Origin of the sequence: Trichococcus patagoniensis, from assembly GCF_003051085.1 — a bacterium.
Lineage (GTDB): Bacteria > Bacillota > Bacilli > Lactobacillales > Aerococcaceae > Trichococcus > Trichococcus patagoniensis.
Genome location: NZ_QAOM01000008.1, coordinates 25,328 through 50,188 on the forward strand (window position 1 = coordinate 25,328; position 24,861 = coordinate 50,188).

At 45.8% G+C, this 24,861-nt stretch carries 18 protein-coding genes; 14 read left to right on the forward strand and 4 right to left on the reverse strand.

The window, feature by feature from the left end; translation table 11 throughout:
* The first annotated feature begins 146 nt into the window (after positions 1-146).
* From parE to C8U37_RS06685, 9 genes are all read left to right on the forward strand, one after another.
* Positions 147-2,216 carry a DNA topoisomerase IV subunit B gene (gene parE, locus C8U37_RS06645; RefSeq protein WP_108032485.1) on the forward strand — a complete coding sequence of 690 codons (2,070 nt, stop codon included), beginning with the start codon at positions 147-149 and terminating at the stop codon, positions 2,214-2,216.
* A 26-nt stretch (positions 2,217-2,242) separates the two neighbouring features.
* Positions 2,243-4,678 (forward strand): DNA topoisomerase IV subunit A, encoded by a 2,436-nt coding sequence (gene parC, locus C8U37_RS06650; RefSeq protein WP_108032587.1) that lies wholly within the window; start codon positions 2,243-2,245, stop codon positions 4,676-4,678.
* A gap of 300 nt (positions 4,679-4,978) precedes the next feature.
* A complete protein-coding gene (gene pflB / locus C8U37_RS06655) occupies positions 4,979-7,207 on the forward strand; it encodes a formate C-acetyltransferase (protein WP_108032486.1) in 2,229 nt (742 codons plus the stop codon).
* A gap of 163 nt (positions 7,208-7,370) precedes the next feature.
* Positions 7,371-8,132: a pyruvate formate-lyase-activating protein gene (gene pflA / locus C8U37_RS06660; RefSeq protein WP_108032487.1), complete on the forward strand. Its 762-nt coding sequence runs from the start codon at positions 7,371-7,373 to the stop codon at positions 8,130-8,132.
* A gap of 99 nt (positions 8,133-8,231) precedes the next feature.
* A complete protein-coding gene (locus C8U37_RS06665) occupies positions 8,232-9,161 on the forward strand; it encodes a manganese-dependent inorganic pyrophosphatase (protein WP_108032488.1) in 930 nt (309 codons plus the stop codon).
* A gap of 98 nt (positions 9,162-9,259) precedes the next feature.
* A complete protein-coding gene (locus C8U37_RS06670; protein ID WP_108032489.1) occupies positions 9,260-10,084 on the forward strand; it encodes a metallophosphoesterase in 825 nt (274 codons plus the stop codon).
* A gap of 148 nt (positions 10,085-10,232) precedes the next feature.
* On the forward strand, positions 10,233-11,186 hold the full coding sequence (locus C8U37_RS06675; protein ID WP_108032490.1) for a magnesium transporter CorA family protein: 954 nt from the start codon (positions 10,233-10,235) through the stop codon (positions 11,184-11,186).
* Between the two features lie 140 nt (positions 11,187-11,326).
* Positions 11,327-13,330, forward strand: a complete 2,004-nt coding sequence (pulA, locus tag C8U37_RS06680; protein WP_108032491.1) for a type I pullulanase — start codon at positions 11,327-11,329, stop codon at positions 13,328-13,330.
* Positions 13,331-13,689: 359 nt separating this feature from the next.
* Positions 13,690-15,366 carry a peptide ABC transporter substrate-binding protein gene (locus tag C8U37_RS06685; RefSeq protein ID WP_108032492.1) on the forward strand — a complete coding sequence of 559 codons (1,677 nt, stop codon included), beginning with the start codon at positions 13,690-13,692 and terminating at the stop codon, positions 15,364-15,366.
* Between the two features lie 54 nt (positions 15,367-15,420).
* On the opposite strand, the gene C8U37_RS06690 is transcribed toward C8U37_RS06685, so the two are convergent.
* Positions 15,421-15,783 (reverse strand): DUF3899 domain-containing protein, encoded by a 363-nt coding sequence (locus C8U37_RS06690; RefSeq protein WP_108032493.1) that lies wholly within the window; start codon positions 15,781-15,783, stop codon positions 15,421-15,423.
* Positions 15,784-15,952: 169 nt separating this feature from the next.
* Between C8U37_RS06690 and opp3b the strand changes: the two genes are divergently transcribed.
* The 5 genes from opp3b (at position 15,953) to C8U37_RS06715 (ending at position 21,857) form a co-directional block, all read left to right on the forward strand.
* Positions 15,953-16,897, forward strand: coding sequence for an oligopeptide ABC transporter permease (gene opp3b, locus C8U37_RS06695; protein WP_108032494.1), 945 nt, complete (start codon positions 15,953-15,955; stop codon positions 16,895-16,897).
* A gap of 2 nt (positions 16,898-16,899) precedes the next feature.
* Entirely contained in the window at positions 16,900-17,946 is a 1,047-nt protein-coding gene (gene opp3C / locus C8U37_RS06700) for an oligopeptide ABC transporter permease (RefSeq protein WP_245879777.1), read from the forward strand.
* Between the two features lie 11 nt (positions 17,947-17,957).
* Positions 17,958-19,103 (forward strand): ABC transporter ATP-binding protein, encoded by a 1,146-nt coding sequence (locus C8U37_RS06705; RefSeq protein ID WP_108032495.1) that lies wholly within the window; start codon positions 17,958-17,960, stop codon positions 19,101-19,103.
* Entirely contained in the window at positions 19,103-20,047 is a 945-nt protein-coding gene (locus C8U37_RS06710) for an ABC transporter ATP-binding protein (protein ID WP_108032496.1), read from the forward strand. Before C8U37_RS06705 ends, C8U37_RS06710 begins: the two co-directional genes overlap by 1 nt.
* A gap of 160 nt (positions 20,048-20,207) precedes the next feature.
* Positions 20,208-21,857, forward strand: a complete 1,650-nt coding sequence (locus C8U37_RS06715; protein ID WP_108032497.1) for a peptide ABC transporter substrate-binding protein — start codon at positions 20,208-20,210, stop codon at positions 21,855-21,857.
* Positions 21,858-22,165: 308 nt separating this feature from the next.
* Here C8U37_RS06715 and ilvA read toward each other — a convergent pair whose 3' ends face one another.
* The 3 genes from ilvA to ilvN form a co-directional block, all read right to left on the reverse strand.
* Positions 22,166-23,428: a threonine ammonia-lyase IlvA gene (ilvA, locus tag C8U37_RS06725; RefSeq protein WP_108032499.1), complete on the reverse strand. Its 1,263-nt coding sequence runs from the start codon at positions 23,426-23,428 to the stop codon at positions 22,166-22,168.
* Between the two features lie 85 nt (positions 23,429-23,513).
* Positions 23,514-24,509, reverse strand: a complete 996-nt coding sequence (gene ilvC, locus C8U37_RS06730; protein WP_108032500.1) for a ketol-acid reductoisomerase — start codon at positions 24,507-24,509, stop codon at positions 23,514-23,516.
* An 87-nt stretch (positions 24,510-24,596) separates the two neighbouring features.
* Positions 24,597-24,857, reverse strand: coding sequence for an acetolactate synthase small subunit (gene ilvN / locus C8U37_RS06735; protein WP_108032501.1), 261 nt, complete (start codon positions 24,855-24,857; stop codon positions 24,597-24,599).
* Positions 24,858-24,861 lie beyond the last annotated feature (4 nt).

Genomic DNA, 24,861 nt, shown 5'->3' on the forward strand with positions numbered 1-24,861 from the left:
ACAATTCCAGTTCATTTTACCATTTTATCCCCGTTTTTCCTATAGGAGGCAAAATTCCGGCTCGTTTTTTATACTTTCCAAAGTGAAAGTTATACAGTATGATAGAATAGATGTTCGGTTCAGAACAGAGATGAAGGAGTTTTTTTATGGCACAAAATAAAGAGAATAAATACAATGATGATTCCATTCAAGTGTTGGAAGGGCTTGAAGCAGTCAGAAAACGGCCGGGGATGTATATCGGTTCGACTGATGCCCGCGGATTGCATCATTTAGTATATGAGATAGTCGATAATGCGGTTGATGAAGCCTTGTCAGGTTATGCAGATAAGATCGACATCACGATCCATGAAGACCAAAGTATCAGTGTCAAAGACAATGGCCGCGGCATGCCGACCGGTTTGCACGCTTCAGGGGTGCCCACCATCCAAGTCATTTTCACAGTGCTGCACGCCGGAGGGAAATTCGGCCAAGGCGGCTACAAAACTTCTGGAGGTCTTCACGGAGTGGGCGCGAGTGTCGTCAATGCCCTGTCCAAATGGCTGGAAGTGTCGGTCATCCGCGAGAGCACAATCTATTCAATGAAATTTAAGGATGGCGGAAAACCCGCCAGCAAATTGACCAAAGCAAAAAGCACCGCAAAAGCATCCGGCTCTTTGATTCATTTTTTGCCGGACAAAGAAGTTTTCGGCACAGCGCAGCTGTCCTACGATGTGTTGGCGGAACGGTTCCGGGAATCTGCCTTTCTGTTGAAAGGCTTAACCATCACGTTGAAAGATGAACGGACCGAACAAAGCGATACTTTTTTCTTCGAAGAAGGGATCAAGGAATTCGTTGCTTACTTAAATGAAGAAAAGGATACGTTGCACGATATCGTGTATTTCAGCGGGGAAGCCGACGGGATCGAAATCGAGTTCTCCTTCCAGTACAACGACGGCTATTCGGAGACGATCCTGTCTTTCGTCAACAACGTCCGCACGAAAGACGGCGGGACACACGAGACTGGTGCAAAGACAGCCATCACCAAAGCCTTCAATGAATACGCGAGAAAAATGAACCTGATCAAAGAGAAGGAAAAGAATCTTGAAGGCAGCGATGTCCGTGAAGGCCTTTCGGCAGTGTTGTCCCTGCGCGTACCGGAGAATCTGCTCCAATTCGAAGGCCAGACGAAGGAAAAATTAGGCACGCCGCAAGCGCGGGCAGCCGTTGATGGACTGATCAGCGAAAAATTGAGCATTTACTTGACAGAAAATGGCGAAATAGCCCAAATGCTTTCCAGAAAATCACTTAAAGCCCGAGAGGCCAGAAATGCAGCGCGTAAAGCCCGTGAAGAGACACGAAACGGCAAAAAACGCCAAAAAAACGAATCGCTGTTGTCCGGCAAGCTGACGCCTGCGCAAAGCAAAAACCCGAAAAAGAACGAACTGTATCTGGTCGAGGGTGATTCCGCCGGCGGGTCCGCCAAACAAGGGCGCGACCGCAAGTTCCAGGCGATACTCCCGTTGCGTGGGAAAGTCATCAATACAGAACGCGCGAGCATGCAGGATATATTGAAGAATGAGGAAATCAACACGATCATCTACACAGTCGGTGCAGGGGTCGGAGCAGATTTCGAGATCGAGGATTGCAATTACGACAAAATCATCATCATGACGGATGCGGACACGGACGGTGCGCATATTCAGATTTTGTTGCTGACTTTCTTTTACCGTTACATGAAACCGTTGCTGGAAGCCGGAAAAATTTATCTGGCGCAACCGCCCCTATACAAAGTATCCAAGGGTTTCGGTAAGAATGAAAAAATCCAGTACGCATGGACCGAAAAAGAACTGCAGGAAAAAATCGACATCATCGGTAAAGGCTATATCCTGCAACGTTACAAAGGGCTCGGGGAAATGAACGCGGATCAGCTTTGGGATACCACGATGGATCCTGAAACCAGGACGTTGATCCGGGTGCTCATCGATGACAAGGCCCAAGCGGAGCGCCGGGTCACGACACTTATGGGGAACAAAGTCGAACCGCGAAGGAAATGGATCGAGAAGCATGTCGAGTTTTCGATGTCCGATAATAAGAGCATTCTGGAGGAAGACATTGCACCAGCGTCCGATAGTGGGGAGGCGCATCTGCAGGAGAAAGTGAAGAAGGAATCTTCGGATCAGCAGACCGCTCATGACATGGAGCAAATTTCGTTAGATTTTGAAAGTGGTGAACTATAGTGGATAATCTGGAAATTAAAGAGCTGATGCTTGAAAACGTAATGGGGGACCGCTTCGGGCGATACTCGAAGTACATCATCCAGGATCGTGCTTTGCCTGATATCCGCGATGGACTGAAGCCGGTCCAAAGGCGGATCCTGTACGCGATGGATGTTGCCGGAAACACTTCGGAAAAAGGCTTCCGCAAATCGGCAAAAACAGTCGGGAATGTCATCGGTAATTACCATCCGCATGGCGATTCCAGTGTCTATGAAGCCATGGTCCGGTTGAGCCAGGATTGGAAGATGCGGGAAGTATTGGTCGAAATGCACGGAAATAACGGGAGTATGGATGGGGACTCAGCCGCTGCGATGCGGTATACCGAGGCCAGATTGTCAAAAATTTCGGCGGAGCTGTTGCGCGACATCGACAAGGAAACGGTAGACTTTGTACTGAACTTCGACGACACCGATCAGGAGCCGACCGTGCTGCCGGCCAGATACCCGAATCTTTTGGTGAACGGCGCCACCGGTATTTCCGCCGGTTACGCGACCGATATCCCACCGCATAATTTAGGCGAAGTCATCGATGCGACCTTGCATCTGATCGATCACCCTGAGGCGGAGCTCAAAGCGCTCATGAAATATGTAAAAGGACCCGATTTCCCTACCGGGGCGATCATACAGGGCTTGGATGGCCTGAAGGACGCCTATAACACCGGCAAAGGGAAAGTTGTCGTCCGCTCGCGCACTTCCATAGAGAGCATCCGCGGCGGCAAACAGCAGATCGTCATTTCGGAAATCCCTTATGACGTCAATAAAGCGACGCTAGTGAAGCGGATGGACGAAATCCGCATCAACCGCAGAATCGAAGGGATCGCCGAAGTGCGGGATGAATCGGACCGCTCGGGGCTGCAGATCGTCGTCGAATTGAAAAAAGAAGCGAACGCAGAAGGGATCCTCAACTATCTGCTCAAAAATACGGATCTGCAAGTGAACTATAACTTCAATATGGTCGCGATCGACGAGCGTCGTCCGATGCAGGTCGGCTTGCACCAAATACTGAAAGCCTATATCCGTCACCAGAAAATCGTCATCACCCGCCGGACGAATTACAGCCTGAAGAAGGCCGAGACGCGCCTGCATATCGTGGATGCTTTGATCAGAGTCATTTCGATTCTCGATGAAGTCATCCAATTGATCCGCGACAGTAAAGATAAAAAGGACTCAAAACAAAATCTGATGAAGCAGTATGCTTTTTCGGAACAGCAGTCGGAAGCGATTGTTTCCCTGCAGCTGTACCGGTTATCCAATACGGATATCACCGCCCTGCAGAACGAAAAATTGGAACTGAATGAGCAGATCGCGACTTACCACGAAATCCTGAAGCAGGAAAAAACATTGTACGCTGTGATGAAGACAGAACTTGCCTCAGTCAAAAAACAGTACGCGAATCCTCGCCGGACTACGATCCAGCATGTAATCGAGGAAATCAAAATCGATACGGAAGTTCTCGTGCCGGTAGAAGAAGTCGTTGTCGTGATCACGAAAGAGGGCTACTACAAGCGCACGAGCCTGCGCTCTTTCGGAGCCTCGACTATCGAAGAAATCGGATTGCGCGAAGGGGATAAGCCTCTTTTTGTCGGCAAAGCCTCTACGCTTGATGCGATCGTGATGTTCACCAGCAAGGGAGACTACCTTCACTTCCCGATCCATGAGTTGCCGGAATTGAAATGGAAAGATACGGGGCATCATATCTCGCAGAACATTCCCTTCGCTCCGGAAGAAAAGATCATCAGCGTAGAAATTCTCCCTAACAACAGCGAACCAACCGGGACAATCCTGTTCGTATCAAAAGAAGGCTACATCAAACAGACACTGATGAGCGACTTCCGGACTTTCCGTGGCTACAGAAACAAAAAAGCGGTCGCCATGAAGCTGAAGAGCGATACGGATGCGATTGTCTCCATCCAACGCTTGGAGGATAAACAAAATTACGAGGTTCTCCTTGTGACGCATTTCGGATTCAGTCTGCGTTACGCCGTGAATGAGGTAGGTATCATCGGAACGCGGGCCAGCGGAGTCAAATCCATCAATCTGAAGGACGGTGACGTTGTGGTCGGGGGTGCAGCCTTTAAAGAAGGTGATGAGGAATTCCCTGTCCTGGTGATCACGCAAAGAGGGAACATCAAAAAATTCAAATCCGGCGAAGTCCCGATTTTGGGCCGCGCGAAACGGGGATTGATGCTTCTGAAGGAATTGAAGGCCAAGCCGCACCGCATCATCTTCATGGATTGTGAATTGTCATTGCCTAACCTTTATGCAATCCGCACCACAGCAGGTAACAGCATCGTGGCGGAAAGCAAAGAAATACCGTTCAGTCCAAGGTATTCCAACGGCAGCTTTGCAATCAACGAGAAGACGGATGGCGAAGTATCGGACATCGAGAAAGAGTTTGATTTTTCACAAATTAGAATTTTCTAATTAACTGTTATAAACAAAAAGCCAAAACGGAAACTGTGTAATAATACAGTTTCCGTTTTTTTATGAAACAGATTTTCTGACAAAATAAAGGTTTCACTAACTAATTGAAAGTATATTCCGTTTTTCAGAATTTATAAACGTTGATATAGCAACGTTTATAAATAATTAACGAAAAAGTCACAAAAAGTTCAAAAAAAAGATTGATAGTTGTTGCACTTTCTTCTGTACGTGTTATAATATTCATGTAGAAACCTGTTACACATATCACAATGTGAAAGCACTTTATAGGAGGAATATATAATGGAACAATGGCAAGGGTTTAAAGGAAAAACTTGGAAAGACGAAGTCGACGTAAGAGACTTCATCATCAACAACTTCTCTGAATACACAGGCGACGAAAGCTTCTTGGCTGGTCCTACTGAAACGACTACTCAATTATGGGATCAAGTTATGGATCTTACTAAGCAAGAAAGAGAAGCTGGCGGCGTATTGGACATGGATACAAAAGTTGTATCTTCCATTACATCTCATTCAGCAGGCTACCTGAACAAAGAAAAAGAGCAAATCGTCGGTTTCCAAACTGAAAAACCACTTAAACGCAGCTTGATGCCTTTCGGCGGTATCCGCATGAGCGAACAGGCTTGTGAAGAAGCTGGCTACAAAGTAGATCCAGAAGTTTCAATGATTTTCCGCCAATACAGAAAAACACATAACCAAGGCGTATTTGACGCTTACACTCCAGAAATGCGTGCAGCAAGAACAACCGGCGTCATCACTGGCCTACCGGATGCATACGGCCGCGGACGCATCATCGGCGACTACCGTCGTGTAGCTTTATACGGTGTGGACTTCCTGATGCAAGACAAATTGAATGAATTCGCTAAAATCGGCGACGGCACGATGACTGAAGAAATCATCCGTTTGAGAGAAGAATTCAGCGAACAATACCGCGCTTTGAAAGAATTGAAAGAATTAGGAAACATCTATGGTTTCGATATTTCCAAACCAGCTACAAACGCTCAAGAAGCTTTCCAATGGTTATACTTCGGGTACTTGGCTGCTGTTAAACAACAAAATGGTGCAGCAATGTCATTAGGCCGTACTTCAACTTTCTTGGATATCTATATCCAACGCGATCTTGAAAACGGAACATTGACTGAAGAAACAGCACAAGAAATCGTTGACCACTTCGTAATGAAATTGCGTATGATCAAATTTGCACGTACACCAGAATACCAAGAATTGTACTCAGGAGATCCACAATGGGTTACTGAATCAATCGCGGGTATGGCACACGACGGCCGCTCAATGGTTACAAAATCAAGCTTCCGTTTCTTGAATACATTGACTAACTTAGGGGCAGCTCCAGAGCCTAACTTGACAGTTCTTTGGTCAACTAAATTGCCTGAAGGATTCAAAAAATACTGTGCTAAAATGTCCATCGAAACAAGCGCTATCCAATACGAAAATGATGATATCATGACCCTTGAATGGGGCGATGACTACGGAATCGCTTGCTGCGTATCCGCGATGAGAATCGGGAAACAAATGCAATTCTTCGGAGCACGTGCTAACTTGGCCAAAACATTGCTTTACGCAATCAACGGCGGCGTTGACGAAAAGAAGAAAAAACAAGTTGGACCTAAATTGCAACCGATCACTTCAGAATACCTTGATTACGCTGAAGTTACTGAAAAATTCGATGTAATGATGGACTGGATCGTAGCTTTGTATGTGAATACATTGAACGTTATCCACTACATGCATGACAAATATTCATACGAATCATTGGAAATGGCTTTGCATGATACACACGTTGTCCGTACATTGGCAACTGGTGTGGCTGGTTTCTCGGTTACAATCGATTCACTTTCTGCTATCAAATATGCAAAAGTTAAACCGATCCGTGACGAAAACGGCATTGCTGTTGACTTCGAAATCGAAGGCGACTTCCCTAAATATGGTAACAATGATGATCGTGCTGACCAAATCGGTATCGACTTGTTGAAACAATACATGGGCAAAGTCAAGAAACACCAAACATACCGCAACTCTATCCCTACAACTTCTATCCTTACAATCACTTCAAACGTGGTTTACGGTAAGAAAACTGGTAGCACGCCAGACGGACGTAAAGCCGGCGAACCATTCGCACCGGGTGCTAACCCAATGCACGGAAGAGATACGCACGGCGCTTTGGCAAGTTTGTCTTCAGTAGCTAAGATCCCTTACAAATATTCATTGGATGGTATCTCAAATACATTCTCAATCATCCCTAAAGCTTTGGGACGTGAAGAAGAAGTCCAAAAAGAAAACTTGACTGCCATGATGGATGGCTACATCGCTAAAGGCGGCCACCACTTGAACGTCAACGTATTCAACCGTGAAACATTGCTTGACGCTATGGATCACCCAGAAAACTACCCACAATTGACGATCCGCGTTTCCGGATACGCTGTTAACTTCATCAAGTTGACTCGCGAACAACAAATGGACGTCATCAACCGTACAATGCACGAAATGATGTAATTTGCTTCAACCTGCATAGTAATCGTATAAATTTAAACGGATGGATCATTTGATTCATCCGTTTTCTATCAAAGGGAGCGAAAATTCGCTCTTTTTGATAGGAAATATTCCTTACGCGATATACAATGAAGATAAGAAATAAACGACAGAGGAGTTTTTTGAAATGACTGAACCCTTAAAAGGATTTGTGCATTCAACAGAGAGTTTCGGTTCCGTTGATGGGCCCGGAATCCGTTTTATTATATTTATGCAAGGCTGCCGCATGCGTTGCCAATTCTGCCATAACCCGGACACTTGGAACATCGGCGGCGGCAATGAGATGACAAGCGATGAATTGCTGAACATGGCCCTGCAATACAAGCCCTTCTGGGGACAAAAAGGCGGCATCACCGTCAGCGGCGGCGAACCGCTGCTGCAGATCGACTTCCTGATCGAATTGTTCACGAAAGCCAAAGCACAGGGTGTGCATACGACCTTGGACACCTGCGGCTTGCCGTTCACCTATGATGAACCTTTCTTCAGCCAATTCAACAAACTGTTGGCGGTGACTGACTTGATCCTGTTGGACATCAAACACATCGACAGCCCGAAGCACAAAGAATTGACAATGTGGCCGAACGAAAGCATCATCGAATTGGCGAAATATTTGTCGGAAATCAATCAGCCGGTTTGGATCCGCCATGTGCTGATACCGGAACGTACCGACTACGATGAATTCCTGGTCCGTTTGGACGCGTTCCTTAAGACGCTGAAGAACATCGTCAAAGTTGAAATCCTTCCATACCATAAAATGGGCGTCTACAAGTGGGAAACATTGGGCATCCCGTATCAGTTGGAGGGAATCGATCCACCTACCGCCGAGCGCGTCGAAAATGCCAGGAAACTTCTGCATACGGAAGACTATAAAGGTTATTTGGATCTATAAAATAATACTATTTTTCAAGGAAGAAAAGAGAATTGCAGTTGCTCTTTTCTTCCTTTTTTATTATGATAAATTAAGACAATGGAAGAGAGAGTGAATTGAATGAACAAACTGTTAGTTTTTGGGCACCAAAATCCGGATACGGATGCGATCACATCTGCTATCGCGTATGCCTACTATCTGAATCAAAACGGAATCGAAGCCGAAGCAGTGGCGCTTGGCTTGCCGAGTGAAGAAACAGCCTATGCACTGGATCAATTCAAAACAGACGCTCCACGCGTCATCGAGACGGCAGCCAACGAAACGGATATGGTTGCTTTGGTCGACCATAATGAAGCCCAGCAAAGCGTAAGCGACATCAAAGAGGTCGAAGTTTATGCCGTAGTGGATCACCACCGCATCGCGAACTTCGAAACGGCCAACCCGTTGTATTACCGTGCAGAGCCAGTCGGTTGCACAAATACGATCCTTTACAAAATGTACAAGGAAAAGAATATCGCGATTCCTGCCGACATCGCCGGTCTGATGCTTTCAGCCATCATTTCCGACACGTTATTGTTCAAATCGCCGACTTGCACGCCGGAAGATGAAGAAGCGGCAGCAGCTTTGACTGAAATCGCCGGGGTTTCTTTGAATGAATACGGCCTTGCGATGCTTAAGGCAGGAACGAATCTGGACGATAAGTCGATTGCGGAATTGTTGACTTTGGACGCGAAATCCTTCCCGATGGGCGACAAAAATGTCCGCATCGCACAAGTGAACACCGTCGACGTTCAAGATGTTCTGAATAGACAAATTGAGCTTATTGCCGCTATGGAAGCTGAAAACGGTGCGCAAGGGTATGATGTCTTCTTGTTGGTGATCACAAACATCATCGACAGTGATTCGGCTTTGTTGGCTGTCGGTTCGCATTTGGACACAGTCGCATCTGCATTCGGCGTCTCGTTGAACGAGAATGTTGCCTTGCTTCCTGGCGTTGTTTCACGCAAAAAACAAGTAGTGCCGCCATTGACGGAAGCATTTTCAAAATAATCATTGTATAATAAGGGCGGAGCTGCAACTCAGTAAATCTGATATGCAACTTCGCTTTTTTTCACACCGAAAGCAAAGTAAAGAGGGGAGTTGGGGACGTGAAAATTGGGGTATTGTCAGATCTGCATATCGACTCGAACGCGAAAAGGCTGGCTCCAGGTCAAACGTATGACCATCTCTTGGCGGAGCTGCTCTATAATCAAGAAATCGATTTGCTTTTGTTGGCGGGGGATGTCTCTTCCGATTACCACGATACCTTTACTTTCCTGGATCGCATGCGGGATCACAACGTTTCGAAAATCAAATTCGTACCCGGAAATCATGATTTTTGGTCCATCCGCAACCATGAAGAGGATACGGATCGCATCTATCGGTTGTTCAAGGAGCGGGATGAAAATCCTGTCGGAAATCCGTTTCTGATCGGGGATAAATGGGCAGTGGTGGGGAATCCGGGCTGGTATGATTATGGGTTCGCCAGTGACCGCTATACAATAGAAGAGTTTTCCAGGAAAAAACTGAAAGTCGGCGGTTGGAATGACCGCCTGTATGTGCATTGGCAGTACGATGATCGCTCGGTTGCAGCTGCCATGCAGGAGGAACTGGAAAGTGACCTGAGAGCCGTCAGCGACCGGAAAATAATCATGATGACACATGTTGTGACGCATCCGCAATTCGTCATCCCGCTCCCGCATAAGGTATACGATTACTACAATGCTTTCCTCGGCAGCAAAAGCTATATGCAAGTGTATGACCGCTACCCGATAAAGCACAGCATCATGGGCCATGTCCACTTCCGGAAAATACTGCAGGAGAATGATACAACTTTCTATTGTGCTTGCCTCGGCAGTGCACGGCATTGGTATACGGAGGACCCTTACATCGAAATGGCCTATACTATGGAAGAAATCATGGTTGACGTGTAATTGGCAGCTTTCCTTCCAGTGGTTTAGTGACCGGAAAGGGCATAACCTTTGTGAGAGGGTTATCGCTTTCCTTTTGGCAAAAATAAGTTATGCTTATCTTGTAGGCACGCATGTTCAGAATAATACAACAGGTTAGAGGTGGATTTCTATGAGAGCGTTCGACTTGTCGGATAAAGGGGTTTATACTCAGACGAAGAATTGGAAAGCGGCTGATTGGATTCATGTCGAGAATCCTAGCGCCGATGATGTTGAGGATTTAATTACTATTTTCGGCATTCCAAAGGATTACATCATGGACTCGTTGGATGAATATGAGATCCCGCGACAAGAGAAAGTCAAAAGTGGTGCAGGGGACAATGTCAATCTTCTGATCGTTCTCTTCCCTCAACTGCGCTCGGTGGAGGAAAAATATACGGAATACCATACGTATCCCCTGTCGATCATAACGATCAATGGGACCCTGATCACCGTCTGCAAAGAAACGCCTTCCTTTTTGACTCGCATCATGAAGAACGAATCCTTCAAAAATGAACCAGCGACATCACAACATCACATCATTTTGTATATATTATGGGAATTGACGAAGAGTTTTGTTCATCATTTGAGAGCAATCGATGGCATCATTGAGGACCTGCAGATGCAGATCACCAGTGCCACCCGCAATGAATATTTTTACAAGCTGATTGCCCTCCACAAGAGCTTGGTTTATTTTGAGACATCCATCAACAAAAATCATCCGCTCATAACGGAGTCCATCCATGAGTCGGTGCTAGACGACGATATGCAAAGCCAAGAATTGCTGCATGATATCATCGATATTTCAAATCAAGCAGAAGTGATGGTCACCGAATCAAGCAAGATGATCGATCAGCTGAGCGAAGTGTTTTCGAGCGTCATCGCGAACAATCTGAACAATATCATGAAAGTTTTGACTTCGATCACCATCGTCCTGACGATCCCGACCATCATGGCGGGGTTCTGGGGCATGAACGTCGATCTGCCCTTTGAGAATCATCCTTGGGCGTTCGGCATCACCAGTCTGATCACTGTCGTCATCTGCTTCTTTACAGTCTATTGGTTGAAGAAGAAAGATTACTTCTGACATGCTGTGTGAATAGAGGCAGGTGACATCACAATGAAGCGTAATCGGCAATTATTTCTGCCGGTTACGCTTTTTGGCATGCCTTTTGAGTACAGGAACTCGTCCATGGTTGGTATACTATAGGAGGGAGGTGAAGCGAGATGGTGGAGGATTTCCAGAGTTGGTTGGAGAGCTACGATTTGGAAAAACTATTCAGCGACAAAAGGGATAAGGAAACAATCGACAAGGAAATGTTTCTGTTCGTCAGATCGAATGATTTTGACAACTACTTTTCTTTTGATGGGGAACTGGGAGCGCTATACGAAAATGAAGGCACGCTATTGAGGGTTTGGACCCCAACAGCAAAATCCGTGGAAGTTTGGACGTACACAGATGAGTCCATCAAAAAGCCTTCCCAAAAAATAGCGATGGTGCAGAAACCCAAGGGGATTTTTGAAGCTTACCTGCCCGGTGATCAGCACGGTACCATTTATGTCTATAACATTCTGTTCCTGAATAACCGCGAAACGATCACAGTTGATCCTTATGCCCGAGCAACGACAGTGAACGGCACGAAATCAGTCATTACGGACTTGCTCAGGACAAATCCTGATGGGTGGGGGGAGCGGCTGCCTGCCTTCGGTCTAGCGGAAGAGGCAATCATCTATGAGCTGCACATCCGGGATTTTTCCATATCCGAAACGAGCGGTATAAGCAAAAAAGGGAAATTCCTTGGTCTGACCGAAAAAAATACAACAAATCCCAGTGGCATAAGCACCGGTTTGGATTACCTGATCGATTTGGGCATCACCCATGTCCAGATTTTGCCGATGTTCGATTATGCCACAGTCGATGAGGCGAATCTGACGGAACCGCAATACAATTGGGGCTATGATCCATTGAACTACAATGTGCCGGAAGGTTCCTATTCAACCGACCCCTTTGACCCATTCAACAGGATCATCGAATTGAAGGAAATGATCCGGACGCTGCATGAAAACGGCTTGAGGGTGATTATGGATGTCGTCTATAATCACGTGTACGATCCAAAAGACCAGGCTTTGGAAAGGACGGTCCCGGGCTATTTTTACCGCTACAACGCGGATGGGTCGCTGGCGAACGGCACGGGCGTTGGAAATGACACGGCCTCGGAAAGGCATATGATGCGCAAATACATCCTCGACAGCGTCAAGTATTGGGCAAAAGAATACCATCTCGATGGTTTCCGCTTCGATCTGATGGGCATCCATGACTCACTCACGATGAACGCGATCCGGGAAACGCTGGATAAGGTGGATCCCTCAATCGTCATCATCGGAGAAGGCTGGGAAATGAGTACACCCCTTCCCGAGGAATTGAAAGCTTCCCAGAGAAATGCCCAAGCGATGCCGAGGATTGCCCACTTCAACGATTCGATCCGGGTAGCGCTGAAAGGCAGTGATTTTGGTGATGAAAAGGACAGAGGTTTCATCAGCGGAAAAAATTATCAGGAAGATTTGCTGATCCGGAACATAAAGGGCGGCATGCATCTTTCCAGCCACAGCAGTTATGTCGATCCGGAACAAGTCATCCAGTATGTGGAAGCGCACGATAATTTGACGCTCTATGATAAATTGTTGCGTTCGAATCCGAATGACAGCGAAGAGGTGCGCATAAAAAGGCATACGCTGGCAACCAGCATTGTGTTGCTGGCTCAAGGTATTCCCTTTATCCATGGCGGACAGGAATTTTTGCGCACAAAGGAAGGGGTAGCCAACAGCTACAAGTCCTCTGACGAAATCAATCAGTTTGAATGGGAACGGATGACGACGTTCCAAAAATCAGTGGACTACGTGAAGGGTCTGATCGCGCTGCGCAAAAGTGAATATCTGTTCAGAATGCATACCGTCGAAGAAATTGATGCGCATTTCACAACGCTCAGCGAGAATTTCAACATCGTTGCCTTTGCCTTGCAGAACGAAGAAAAAAAGTACATCGTTGTTTTCAATGCGAACCGAAGCGATACAATCTTCCGGATGGAGAAGGGAAAGTATGCCATCCTTGTCGAAGACAACCAAGTCTTCCTGGATCGAAAAGCCGAGGCTGCCGCGATGGAAAAAATCTTGGTCAAAGCCCATACAACGACCGTGTTATACGCAGAAAACCAGAATAATAGCGTTTATTAAATAGATTTTTGGATATTTTTTTGTGAAAACGATTGAATATCTCTTTATCATGCAAATATCTCAACATTCATATATTAAATCAATGTTTCTTAATAAACAAATGTTCATAAGCTGTTTTTGCCGTTTTAACACCTTTTGGCTTCGCTTTCATTATTTTTAGAATGTTCTGACATGCCGTGTTAGATTCTCAATATATATCTAATATCGCTATATAAACTCAAAAAAAGTGAAAATATGAATATATTAATCTAATTCTAATCAATTTATTAAATTCCCAAACTTGATTTTAATATCAGTCAGAACTATAATTAACCTTACTATAGAAATTATAGAAACAGAGGGAATGGGGGAAAAGAAATATGGGCAACAAGAAACTATCATCTTTAGTGTTATTATCTTTAAGCTCCGCACTTGTATTAGCTGCATGCGGTGGAGAAGGAAGCACGGCTGATTCATCAGAGTCTGCAGGTGCAACAGACAGCAATCAGGTGTTAAATCTGGTTGAAAGCGCTGAAATCCCTACAATGGATTCTGTACAAGCTACAGATACAGTTGCATTTACTGCTTTAAGCAACGTAAATGAAGGCCTGTATCGCCAAGGCTTGGATGGAACGGTTGAATTAGGTATCGCGGCAGAAGATCCTACAGTCAGCGAAGACGGTTTGGTATACACTTTCACTATCCGCGATGAAGCAAACTGGTCAAACGGTGAGCCTGTAACGGCAGAAGATTTTGTTTATTCATGGCGTAAGTTGGTGGATCCTGCATCGGCTGCATCTTATTCTTATATGATGGACGGCGTTATCGCTAACGCAACTGAAATCATGGCTGGCGAAGTTGCCACTGAAGAATTAGGCGTCAAAGCGATCGACGAAAAAACGTTGGAAATCACATTGACTTCTCCGGTGCCATACTTCAAAGATCTATTGACATTGGCTATGTTCTTCCCTCAAAATCAAGCATTTGTTGAAGAACAAGGCGACCAATACGCATTAAGCAGCGATGCTTTATTGTACAACGGACCATTTGTATTAGCTAACTGGGATGCAGCGAGCTTATCATGGTCGTATGAACCTAACGCAGAGTACTGGGATAAAGACGCTGTAAAATTGCAAGCAATCAACGTAGAAGTCATCAAAGAAACTTCCACAGCCTTGAATCTGTATGATACAGACGCAATCGACCGCATGATCTTGACTGGTGAATATGTAGCACAAAGAACCGGCGATGCTGAAATGCACACAATGCCGACTTCTACTGTATTCTACTTGAAATTCAACCAACAAAGAGAAAATACACCTTTACTGAATGCTAATATCCGTAAAGCGTTAGCTATGGCTTTCGACAAACAAGCGTATGCTGATGTTGTATTGCAGAACGGTTCTGTGCCTGCAAACGGATTGGTTCCTGAAAAACTTGCTTTGGATCCTTCAACAGGTGAAGACTACCGTGCACAAAATGGCGATCTTTTGACATTCAATGCTGAAGAAGCCAAAACTTACTTCGAACAAGGATTGGCTGAATTAGGTGTTGAATCCATTACTTTGGAATTGTTGAGCGATGACACAGAAAATGCGAAACGTTCTTCTGAATTCCTGCAAAGCCAATTACAGACAAACTTGCCTGGCTTGACAGTAACTTTGCGTAACGTACCTTTCAAAGTCCGTCTTGAAGCTGATACTGCCGGTGAATACGATATCGAACTATCCGGATGGGGAGCTGACTATGCTGACCCAATCAACTTCCTGGAATTGTTCCAGACAGAGAACGGCAATAACAAATCCGGTTACTCGAATGCTGAATACGATGCTTTGATCGAAGAAGCTCGCACAAACGTGACTGACCTTGATGCAAGATGGGCTAGCCTGCTTGCTGCTGAAAAGATCTTGATGGAAGATGCGGGTATCGCACCTCTGTATCAACGTTCTTACGCAGTTCTGCAAAAACCGTATGTAACAGATTTGGGCGAGCACTTAGTCGGTGCTGACTACTCCTATAAATGGGCTTCAAATTCTGGAGCACAGAACGTGGATTAATTAAGGCAATAAAAAATCCATCTGGCATACCTTTATGCCGGATGGATGTTTTATTTATAATATGTAATCCCAGAGACAGATGATGCTGATCCCCAACAACAACAGTCCGATAGTCAGGACATTTTGATAACTTTTCCCGACGGAAGATGATAAAGCACGCGGATTCAATGGTTCTTTGAAGCCATCCTCCTTAGGCTCTCTTCTGAGCGTTTTTCTGACGCTGTAGTGAAAGAAGTCGAAACTTCCGGAAGCCAACACGAGTCCGGACAAACCGATGATCAATAATAGACCCGCTATCATGAACAGGACATTGGATGTTTCGGTCCAACTTAAGGATCCATATTTAATCAGTTGATATACCAGTGCGCATATAAAAATGAATAATGAAACAAGTACGTTTTTTTTTGTGAGGTTCACTTATTTAGGCTCCTTTTTGTTTTCTCAATTTTAAATGTACAAAAAAAAGAAAGAAAACTCAATTAAAATATGATTTGATTTTGTGTTCATTTTCTTTTTTGTATATTTAAGTATGATATACTATCAGGTGCTATTTACAAAAAAACTATACAATGGAGGATGACAAACGATGAAAAGTTATGCAAAGTACATCGGCAAGCGTATTTTATACATGGCAATTACCTTGTTTTTGATTGCATCGATAACTTTTTTTCTGATGAAAGCTTTGCCGGGTACACCATACAGTAACCAAGACAAGTTATCTGAAGAACAAATTTTTATCATGAATGAGAAGTATGGACTGAATAAACCGATTCTTGTCCAATACGCAGTCTATATTTTTGGACTAGTACGTGGAGACCTGGGTGTTTCGTTCCAGTTCAACAATACTCCGGTTACGGATTTGTTGAGCAGCAGAATAGGACCCTCCATGCAATTAGGGCTTCAAGCAGTTATCATAGGAACGATCCTCGGTATTGTGCTGGGTGTGATCGCAGCTATGAGACAGGGGACTTGGGTGGATACAGTTGCCACATTGACAGCCATCGTTGGCCGTTCGATCCCTAACTTTGTTTTTGCAGTTATTCTTCAGTTGGTATTCGGCGTATGGCTGAAAGTGTTGCCGATCGCCTTGTGGAATGATGGTTTCCGTTCGTCAATTCTGCCTACGATCGCGCTGAGCATTTCCCCGCTGGCCGATTCGGCCCGGTTCATGCGAACCGAAATGGTCGACGTATTGGGTAGCGACTATGTCGAACTCGCTAGAGCGAAAGGTCTGAGCCGTTGGGAAGTCGCGTTCAAACACGGTATCCGTAATGCGCTGATTCCTTTGGTCACCATCATCGGCCCGATGACAGTCGGTTTGATGACAGGTTCGATGGTTGTGGAAAATATTTTTGCCATCCCTGGCATCGGCGAACAATTCGTAAAATCCATCCTGACGAATGATTATCCGACAATCATGGGCGTCACGATGATGTATTCGACCATGTTGGTCATCGTCATTTTGTTGGTTGACATCCTTTATGGCATCATCGACCCTCGTATCAGAGTCGCTACAGAAGGAGGGGAATAAGCATGAGTGAAAATGAATTACGCAATACAACAGCTATGCCGACAATCACGAAAGACCTTTTCGAAACGGCATCCGAGTCAAGTATGCAGGATAAAGAAAAAATCTCTGCGCCTTCCCTAAGCTTTATGGCAGATTCTTGGCGTCGTCTGAAGAAAAATAAAGTCGCCATGGTCAGTTTGATCCTCTTGATCATCATCACCATGTCCAGTCTGTTGGCTCCTGTCATCGCACCGCATGACCCGAATGCGCAAACGGTCCAGTACGCAAATATGCCGCCGAAGATTCCCGGCATAGACATCAATGGTCTGAATGGAACCGTGAAGCAGAATGGCGTCGTCATCGATAAGTATGAGGCATCCAACGTTCCTGAGGATGTTTACTACTACCTCGGTACGGACAGCCTGGGACGCGATTTGTTGTCGCGGATCCTTTACGGTACCCGCGTATCCTTGTTCATCGCGTTCATGGCAGCCTTATTCAACCTGACACTCGGCGTTGTCTATGGTTTGACATCCGGCTGGTTGGGCGGAAAAATCGACAACATCATGCAACGTATCCTGGAAATCCTTTCCGGCGTGCCTAACTTGGTAGTCGTTATTTTGATGTTGCTTGTTCTGAAACCCGGCATCAGTTCCATCATCATTGCTTTGGCTTTGACTGAATGGCTTTCGATGGCGCGTGTCGTCCGAGCGCAAACCCTGAAACTGAAAAATCAGGAATATATCCTGGCTGCCCGCACGTTGGGTCAATCACCGATGAAAATTGCCTTCGGACACATTCTGCCTAACTTGGCCGGTGTCATCATCATTCAAGTCATGTTTTCCATTCCATCGGCAATCTTCTTCGAAGCATTCCTGAGCTTTATCGGTATCGGTATTCCTGCTCCGAATGCATCACTAGGTACATTGATCAACGATGGTTACAAGACATTCCGTTTCTTGCCGCATCTGATGTGGTATCCAGCCGGAATCATGAGCGTCATCATGATTTGCTTCAACTTATTGGCTGATGGACTTCGTGACGCGTTCGATCCAAAAATGAGAGATTAGGAGGTAACCAGATGGAAAATATATTGGAAGTAAAAGACCTACAAATTACTTTTGATACCTATGCAGGTAAAGTAAAAGCTATCCGTGGCGTCAGTTTTGACCTGAAGCCAGGTGAAACATTAGCCATCGTTGGTGAATCCGGCTCTGGTAAATCAGTGACTAGCCGCAGCATCATGCGTCTATTGGCGAACAACGCCAACATTGAACACGGGGAAATCTTGTTCAAAGGCGAAGACTTGGTGCATAAAACCGAAAAACAAATGCAGAAGATCCGTGGTTCGGAAATCGCAATGATTTTCCAAGATCCGATGACTTCTTTGAATCCGACTCAAAAAATCGGCAAGCAAATCGCTGAACCGATCATCAAACATCAAAACATCAGCAAGGAGGAAGCCTACAAAAAAGCTGAAGAATTATTGCAGCTAGTAGGTATCCCGAGCCCTGCCAAAAGAATGAAACAGTACCCGCACCAATTCTCGGGTGGGCAGCGCCAACGGATCGTCATCGCGATCGCTTTGGGCTGCAACCCGGATATTCTGATTGCGGATGAACCGACAACAGCACTTGACGTTACGATCCAAGCGCAAATCCTGGAGTTGATGAAGGATCTGCAGCAGAAAATCAAGACATCGATCATTTTCATCACCCATGATTTGGGTGTAGTGGCGAACGTTGCGGACCGTGTAGCCGTCATGTATGCCGGTAAAATCGTCGAAGTAGGGACTGTTGATGAAATTTTCTACAATCCGCAACACCCTTATACATGGGGACTGTTGAGCTCGATGCCGACACTGGACACTGCAGGATCGCTTTATGCGATCCCAGGAACGCCCCCGGATTTATTGGATCCCCCGACTGGTGATGCTTTTGCACCACGGAGCGAATATGCAATGAAGATCGACACCTTGTACGATCCGCCGTTCTTTAAGGTATCTGATACCCATTCGGCTGCTACCTGGTTGCTGCATCCTGACGCACCGTCCGTGAATCCTCCTGAGGGCATCGTGAACCGACAGGCGACTTTCTCAGAAATGAAACTCGCTCCTTCCGATGAACTGAAAGTGATGGACACTGCAGATAAGGAACCGGCTGTATTGCCTCACGGTAAAGGCCCTACCATCGATCCGAAAATCACTGAGAAAGGAGGACTGCTGTAATGTATGACACAACAGGACAGAAAAAGATTCTGGAAGTAAAAAACCTGAAGCAATATTTCAATGTCGGCACAAAGAATGAAGTCCGCGCAGTTGATGATGTTTCCTTTGATATCTACGAAGGCGAAACACTCGGCTTGGTAGGCGAATCCGGTTGTGGAAAAACGACGACCGGTCGCGCAATCATCCGATTGTACAACCCGACTTCCGGTGAAATCTTTTTCGATGGCACCGAAATCCATACGCTGCATGACAGAAAAGAACAACTGGCTTTCCGTAAAGATATGCAGATGATTTTCCAGGATCCTTATGCATCCTTGAATCCCCGCATGAAAGTGCGCGATATCGTTGCGGAAGGTTTGAAGATCCACGGGCTTGCGACTACTGAGAAGGAAGTCGATGACCAAGTTGCGGAATTGTTGGATTTGGTCGGATTGAATAAAGATCATTCTTCCCGTTATCCGCACGAGTTCTCCGGCGGTCAAAGACAGCGTATCGGAATCGCCAGAGCCTTAGCTGTGAATCCAAAACTCATCATTGCCGATGAGCCCATTTCCGCCTTGGACGTATCCATTCAGGCGCAAGTGGTCAACTTGCTGATGGAATTGCAGAAAAAACAAAAACTGACTTTCTTGTTCATCGCGCATGATCTGTCGATGGTCAAGTACATCAGTAACCGCATCGGCGTTATGTACTTCGGCAAATTGGTCGAATTAGCGCCCGCAGACGACGTTTACAACAAACCTTTACATCCTTATACGGAAAGCCTGTTATCGGCCATACCGCTGCCGGATCCGGTGTATGAGCGCAACCGCACCCGCTTCACCTATGTTCCGCGTGAAGATAATGGCGAGCCGGAAGCGATGCGCGAAATCGTTCCAGGGCACTTTGTATACTGCCGCGAGTCCGATGTTCCCGTATTGAAAGCAAAATACGAAAATTATTGATAAAAAAAGTCCGGAACTTGTTCCGGGCTTTTTTGCCATAGAAAATTAATGAAATGAAGAAAATATGAAAATTATATGATAATAATTCCCATTATTTATGGAATATCCTGATTATTTGTAGTATAATATTAAAATACGAATAGAAAAAGGGGAGAGTTACATGAGGAGATTGAAAAGTTCTTTCATTTTAGCTACAACAGCTGTCATCTTGGCAGCTTGCGGAGGAGACGGCGCAACAGACGACAGCGCAGCAAATACAGCAAGTGAAGGTGCCGGTGGACAGGTAGTCAATTATACGGCGCCGACCGAATTGGCAACGTTGGATACAACACTGATGACAGACATCAACAGTTCGAATTACATCAGCCACGCGATTGAAGGCTTATTGAAAATAAATGAAGATGGAAAGCCAGTACCTGCAATCGCTGCGGAAGCCGGCACTGTTTCGGAAGATGGCCTGACTTATACTTATAAGCTTCGTGATGATGCTGTCTGGTCAAACGGAGAGCCTGTGACAGCGAACGATTTCGTATTCGCTTGGCAAAGATTGGTGGACCCGGATGCTGGCGCATCCTACGCGTACTTGGCTGAGACCATCAAGAACGCCAATGAGATCATGGCCGGAGAAATGGATCCGGAAGAGTTGGGCGTTACGGCAGTCAGCGACACGGAAATCACAATCGAATTGACGCAGCCGACACCATACTTCGAATCATTATTGGCATTCAGCGCATTCTTCCCGCAAAACGAGGAATTTGTCACTGAAAAAGGCGATAAGTACGGAACAAGCAGCGAAAACGTTTTGGCTAACGGACCTTTCACGATCGAGAACTGGGACGGCACTGGTCTGACTTGGGATCTCGTGAAGAACGAAGATTACTATGCAGCTGACGACGTGCAGTTGGAAGAAGTCAATGTTCAAGTAATCAAAGAAACGAGCACAGTCGTGAATCTGTTCCAACAAGAATCAGTAGACAACGCACAAGTGACCGGCGAATTGGTTAAACAATTGGCGACTGATCCTAACGTAGTCGTTCAGAAAAAGGCCCGCACGGCGTACATCGAATTCAACCACGACAACGTCTATCTGCAAAATGCGAAGCTGAGAGCAGCCATCGGACTTGTCATCAATCGTGATGAATTGGTTAATAGCGTCATCGGCGATGGTTCGACAGCGATCGGCGGCTTCCTGCCAGCTGATTTTGTCAGCAACCCGACGACCGGCGAAGACTTTGCTGCTGAAGCCGGCTCTTACCTGGATTATGATCTGGAAAAAGCACAAACACTTTTGGCTGAAGCTAAAGCTGAATTAGGCGTAGAAGAAATCACTTTCTCCTTGGTTGGGGATGATGATGAAAAGAACAAAAAAATCAGCCAATACATCCAAGGCCAAATCCAAAACAATTTGGAAGGCATCACTGTAGAATTGCGCAATGTACCGAAGAAAAATCGTTTGGAATTGGCGAATCAAGATGAATTCGACTTGTTGCAAACAGGTTGGGGAGCGGATTTTGCCGATGCGATCAACTATATGGACTTGCTTTACAGCACATCCGCCTACAACGAAGGACAATATGCGAATGCAGATTTCGATGCATTGATCGATGCCTCCAAAACGACAGACGCAAACAATCCTGAAGCGCGTTGGGCTGATCTGATGGCTGCCCACAAGCTGATCATGGAAGATGCAGCGATCATCCCATTGTATCAGGAAGCAGAAACACAACTCAGAAATCCTAACTTGAAGGGCATCATCTTCAATTCCGTTGGGAATGAATTTGACCTAAGCAGAGCGTATATCGAAGAATAAGAATGTAATGTATAGAACAGCAAGAAGGGCCGACTCGTCTGAGTCGGCCCTTCTGCGTTGAAAGAGCAGGGCGGAAACCATGGATATTCCGGGGTTATCCATGGTTTTCGGTGATATCGAGGTTGAAAAGATGAATACTCAGAATTTATTCATGTTTTCCGGTGATATTGGGTTCAAAAACATGAATAACCCGCAGTTATTCATGTTTTGCGGCGTCGCCGCACAATCCAGGCTCCAAAAATTCCACGCAACAAAAAAACTGACGTGAGCCACTTTAGCGGCTCGCGTCAGTTTTTTTTTGTAATACATCAGATCAGGAAGGAATACAGTTTGGAATTCTCATTCACTGAAATGTAATGGGGATCGAATTTTTCGAGCCTGCTGAGCAAGCCCTCAATATCGTCGCGATTTTTCAACAAGATTCCGATCAGTACCGGTCCTTCGCTGCGATGGACCTTTTTCGTATATTCGAATTTGGTGATATCGTCATTACCGCCCAAGATATCATTCACGAACTCTTTCAGCGCGCCGGCCCTTTGCGGGAAGTTCACGATGAAATAATGCTTCAGACCTTGATAGAGTAGGGAGCGTTCATCAATTTCAGCCATCCGATTGATATCATTGTTCCCGCCGCTGATGATGCAGACGACCGTTTTGCCCTTGATTTCATCCTTGTATTGTTCCAGGGCTGAAACGGAGAGGGCGCCGGATGGTTCCGCTACGATAGCTTGTTTAGTGTATAAATCGATGATGGTGCCGCAAACTTGCCCTTCTGGCACAAGCAGGATGTCATCGACATTTTGCTGGCAGTGTCTGAAAGTCAGGTCACCGACAGTCGCTACGGCGGTCCCATCACAGAATTTATCAATATCAGTCAAAGTCGTCACTTTATTCGCATCAAGCGAAGCTTTCATGCCAGGGGCGCCCAAGGACTCCACGCCGATGATCTTTGTCTCGGGCATGGCTTCCTTCATGTAGCTGCTGACGCCTGAAATCAAGCCGCCGCCACCGATTGCCGCGAATACCATATCAGCCGTTTCGCCTTCGGCAACGAGATCCTGGTGGATTTCCACTGCCAAAGTGCCTTGGCCGGCAATCACATTGCGATCATTGAAAGGCTCAATGAAAGTCAGATTGTGTTCATCCGCATAAGCATGGGCGGCCTTGTTTGATTCGTCGAAGGTATCGCCGATCAATTTGATTTCAACATATTCTTTCCCGAAATAACGGACTTGGTCTATTTTTTGGGAAGGCGTCGTCGACGGCATGAAGATGGTAGCATTGATGCCCAAATGGTTGCATGTGTAAGCTACCCCTTGTGCATGGTTCCCGGCTGAAGCACAGATTACCCCGGTCTCCGTTTCGGCTTCGCTCAACTGCGAAATGGCATAATAAGCGCCTCTCAATTTGAAGGAGCGGACGATCTGAAGGTCCTCCCGCTTCAAAAAGATGTTGGCATGATACTTCTGCGATAGATACGCATCATGCTGCAAGGGTGTCTGCTTGACCACACTGCGCAGTACTTTATATGCTTTAAGCACGTCTTCTTTGTTCACTAAGTCATCTATCATTCTATCTGCTCCCCATCTTTATTAATTCAATCATGACGAGAGAAGGCTTAAAATAAGGATTGCTCTCAACTAAAGGGTTGAATTATTATTGTTGTTCATTCACGAAAGGCATCATTTTGCGCAATTCAGCGCCGACTGCTTCGATTTGGTGGCCTTGTTGTTTAGCGCGCATTGCGTGGAAATCAGGGAAGCCAGCTTTGTAATCATCAGTGAAGCGTTTAGCGAATGCGCCTGTTTGGATATCCGTCAAGACATCCTTCATGCGGTCTTTAACATCCGGAGTGATGACGCGTGGTCCGGAAACATAGTCGCCGTATTCAGCTGTGTTTGAGATGGAGTAGCGCATTTTTTCCATGCCGCCTTCATACATCAAGTCAACGATCAATTTCAATTCGTGCAATACTTCGAAATAAGCGATTTCTGGTTGGTATCCAGCTTCAACCAATGTTTCGAAACCTGCTTGAACCAAGTGAGTTGTTCCGCCGCACAATACAGCTTGCTCACCGAACAAGTCAGTTTCAGTTTCCTCTTTGAATGTTGTTTCCAAAACGCCTACGCGTGTAGCGCCGACTCCTTGTGTCCAAGCAAGAGCGAGGTCTCTTGCGTTGCCTGTTGCGTCTTGGTAGACTGCGAACAAAGCAGGTACTGCAGAGCCTTTAGCGAATTGACGGCGAACCATGTGGCCTGGGCCTTTTGGAGCAACCATGAATACATCGATGTCAGCAGCAGGTGTGATTGTGCCGAAATGGATGTTGAATCCGTGACCGAATGCGATGGCATTTCCAGCTTCCAAGTTAGGAGCGATTTCAGCTGCATAAACTTCAGCTTGTTGCTCATCAGGGATAAGGATCATTACTACGTCAGCTTGTTTTGTTGCTTCAGCAACAGAGAATACTTCGAATCCGTCTTCTTTTGCTTTGTCTGCAGATTTACCTGCACGGATTCCGATGATGACATCATTACCGTTGTCGCGTAGGTTTTGTGAATGTGCATGTCCTTGCGAACCATATCCGATAACGGCGATTTTTTTGCCCTCTAGTGCTTTTACTGTTACGTCTTGATCGTAGTATACTTTAGTCATATTGAAATGACCTCCTTATTTTTTTTATATTCTCAATGCTTTTTAAGCAATTTGATTCGGTAAGTAGGGTGGTACGGTTGTATTGGTTTAAGCTCTTAGGCCTAAACGTTTTTCGGTGATGTCGGTTGCGCTGATGACGTCGACTTGTTTTTCCAACTGTTTCGTCAACAGTTCAGCATCTTCTATTTTATCGAAACTGATGCCGACCGTAATCATGGAAACATCGTAATCCTCGGTACCGGTCAGCGTCAGGGTGTCGATGTTGTATTGCGGCTTCAGGATAACTTGCGTGATACGATTCAAAACGCCGGGTTTATTCACGACTTTGGTTTGGATTAATCTTAGCATCGTC

Bases quoted from the DNA above. Each gene is read 5' to 3' on its own strand.
- C8U37_RS06685 (WP_108032492.1), top strand. From the start codon at position 13,690: ATGGGCAACAAGAAACTATCATCTTTAGTGTTATTATCTTTAAGCTCC.
- C8U37_RS06715 (WP_108032497.1), top strand. From the start codon at position 20,208: ATGAGGAGATTGAAAAGTTCTTTCATTTTAGCTACAACAGCTGTCATC.
- pflA (WP_108032487.1), top strand. From the start codon at position 7,371: ATGACTGAACCCTTAAAAGGATTTGTGCATTCAACAGAGAGTTTCGGT.
- parC (WP_108032587.1), top strand. From the start codon at position 2,243: ATGCTTGAAAACGTAATGGGGGACCGCTTCGGGCGATACTCGAAGTAC.
- C8U37_RS06675 (WP_108032490.1), top strand. From the start codon at position 10,233: ATGAGAGCGTTCGACTTGTCGGATAAAGGGGTTTATACTCAGACGAAG.
- ilvC (WP_108032500.1), bottom strand. From the start codon at position 24,509: ATGACTAAAGTATACTACGATCAAGACGTAACAGTAAAAGCACTAGAG.
- C8U37_RS06710 (WP_108032496.1), top strand. From the start codon at position 19,103: ATGTATGACACAACAGGACAGAAAAAGATTCTGGAAGTAAAAAACCTG.
- ilvA (WP_108032499.1), bottom strand. From the start codon at position 23,428: ATGATAGATGACTTAGTGAACAAAGAAGACGTGCTTAAAGCATATAAA.
- ilvN (WP_108032501.1), bottom strand. From the start codon at position 24,857: ATGCTAAGATTAATCCAAACCAAAGTCGTGAATAAACCCGGCGTTTTG.
- parE (WP_108032485.1), top strand. From the start codon at position 147: ATGGCACAAAATAAAGAGAATAAATACAATGATGATTCCATTCAAGTG.
- pflB (WP_108032486.1), top strand. From the start codon at position 4,979: ATGGAACAATGGCAAGGGTTTAAAGGAAAAACTTGGAAAGACGAAGTC.
- C8U37_RS06705 (WP_108032495.1), top strand. From the start codon at position 17,958: ATGGAAAATATATTGGAAGTAAAAGACCTACAAATTACTTTTGATACC.
- opp3C (WP_245879777.1), top strand. From the start codon at position 16,900: ATGAGTGAAAATGAATTACGCAATACAACAGCTATGCCGACAATCACG.
- C8U37_RS06665 (WP_108032488.1), top strand. From the start codon at position 8,232: ATGAACAAACTGTTAGTTTTTGGGCACCAAAATCCGGATACGGATGCG.
- pulA (WP_108032491.1), top strand. From the start codon at position 11,327: ATGGTGGAGGATTTCCAGAGTTGGTTGGAGAGCTACGATTTGGAAAAA.
- opp3b (WP_108032494.1), top strand. From the start codon at position 15,953: ATGAAAAGTTATGCAAAGTACATCGGCAAGCGTATTTTATACATGGCA.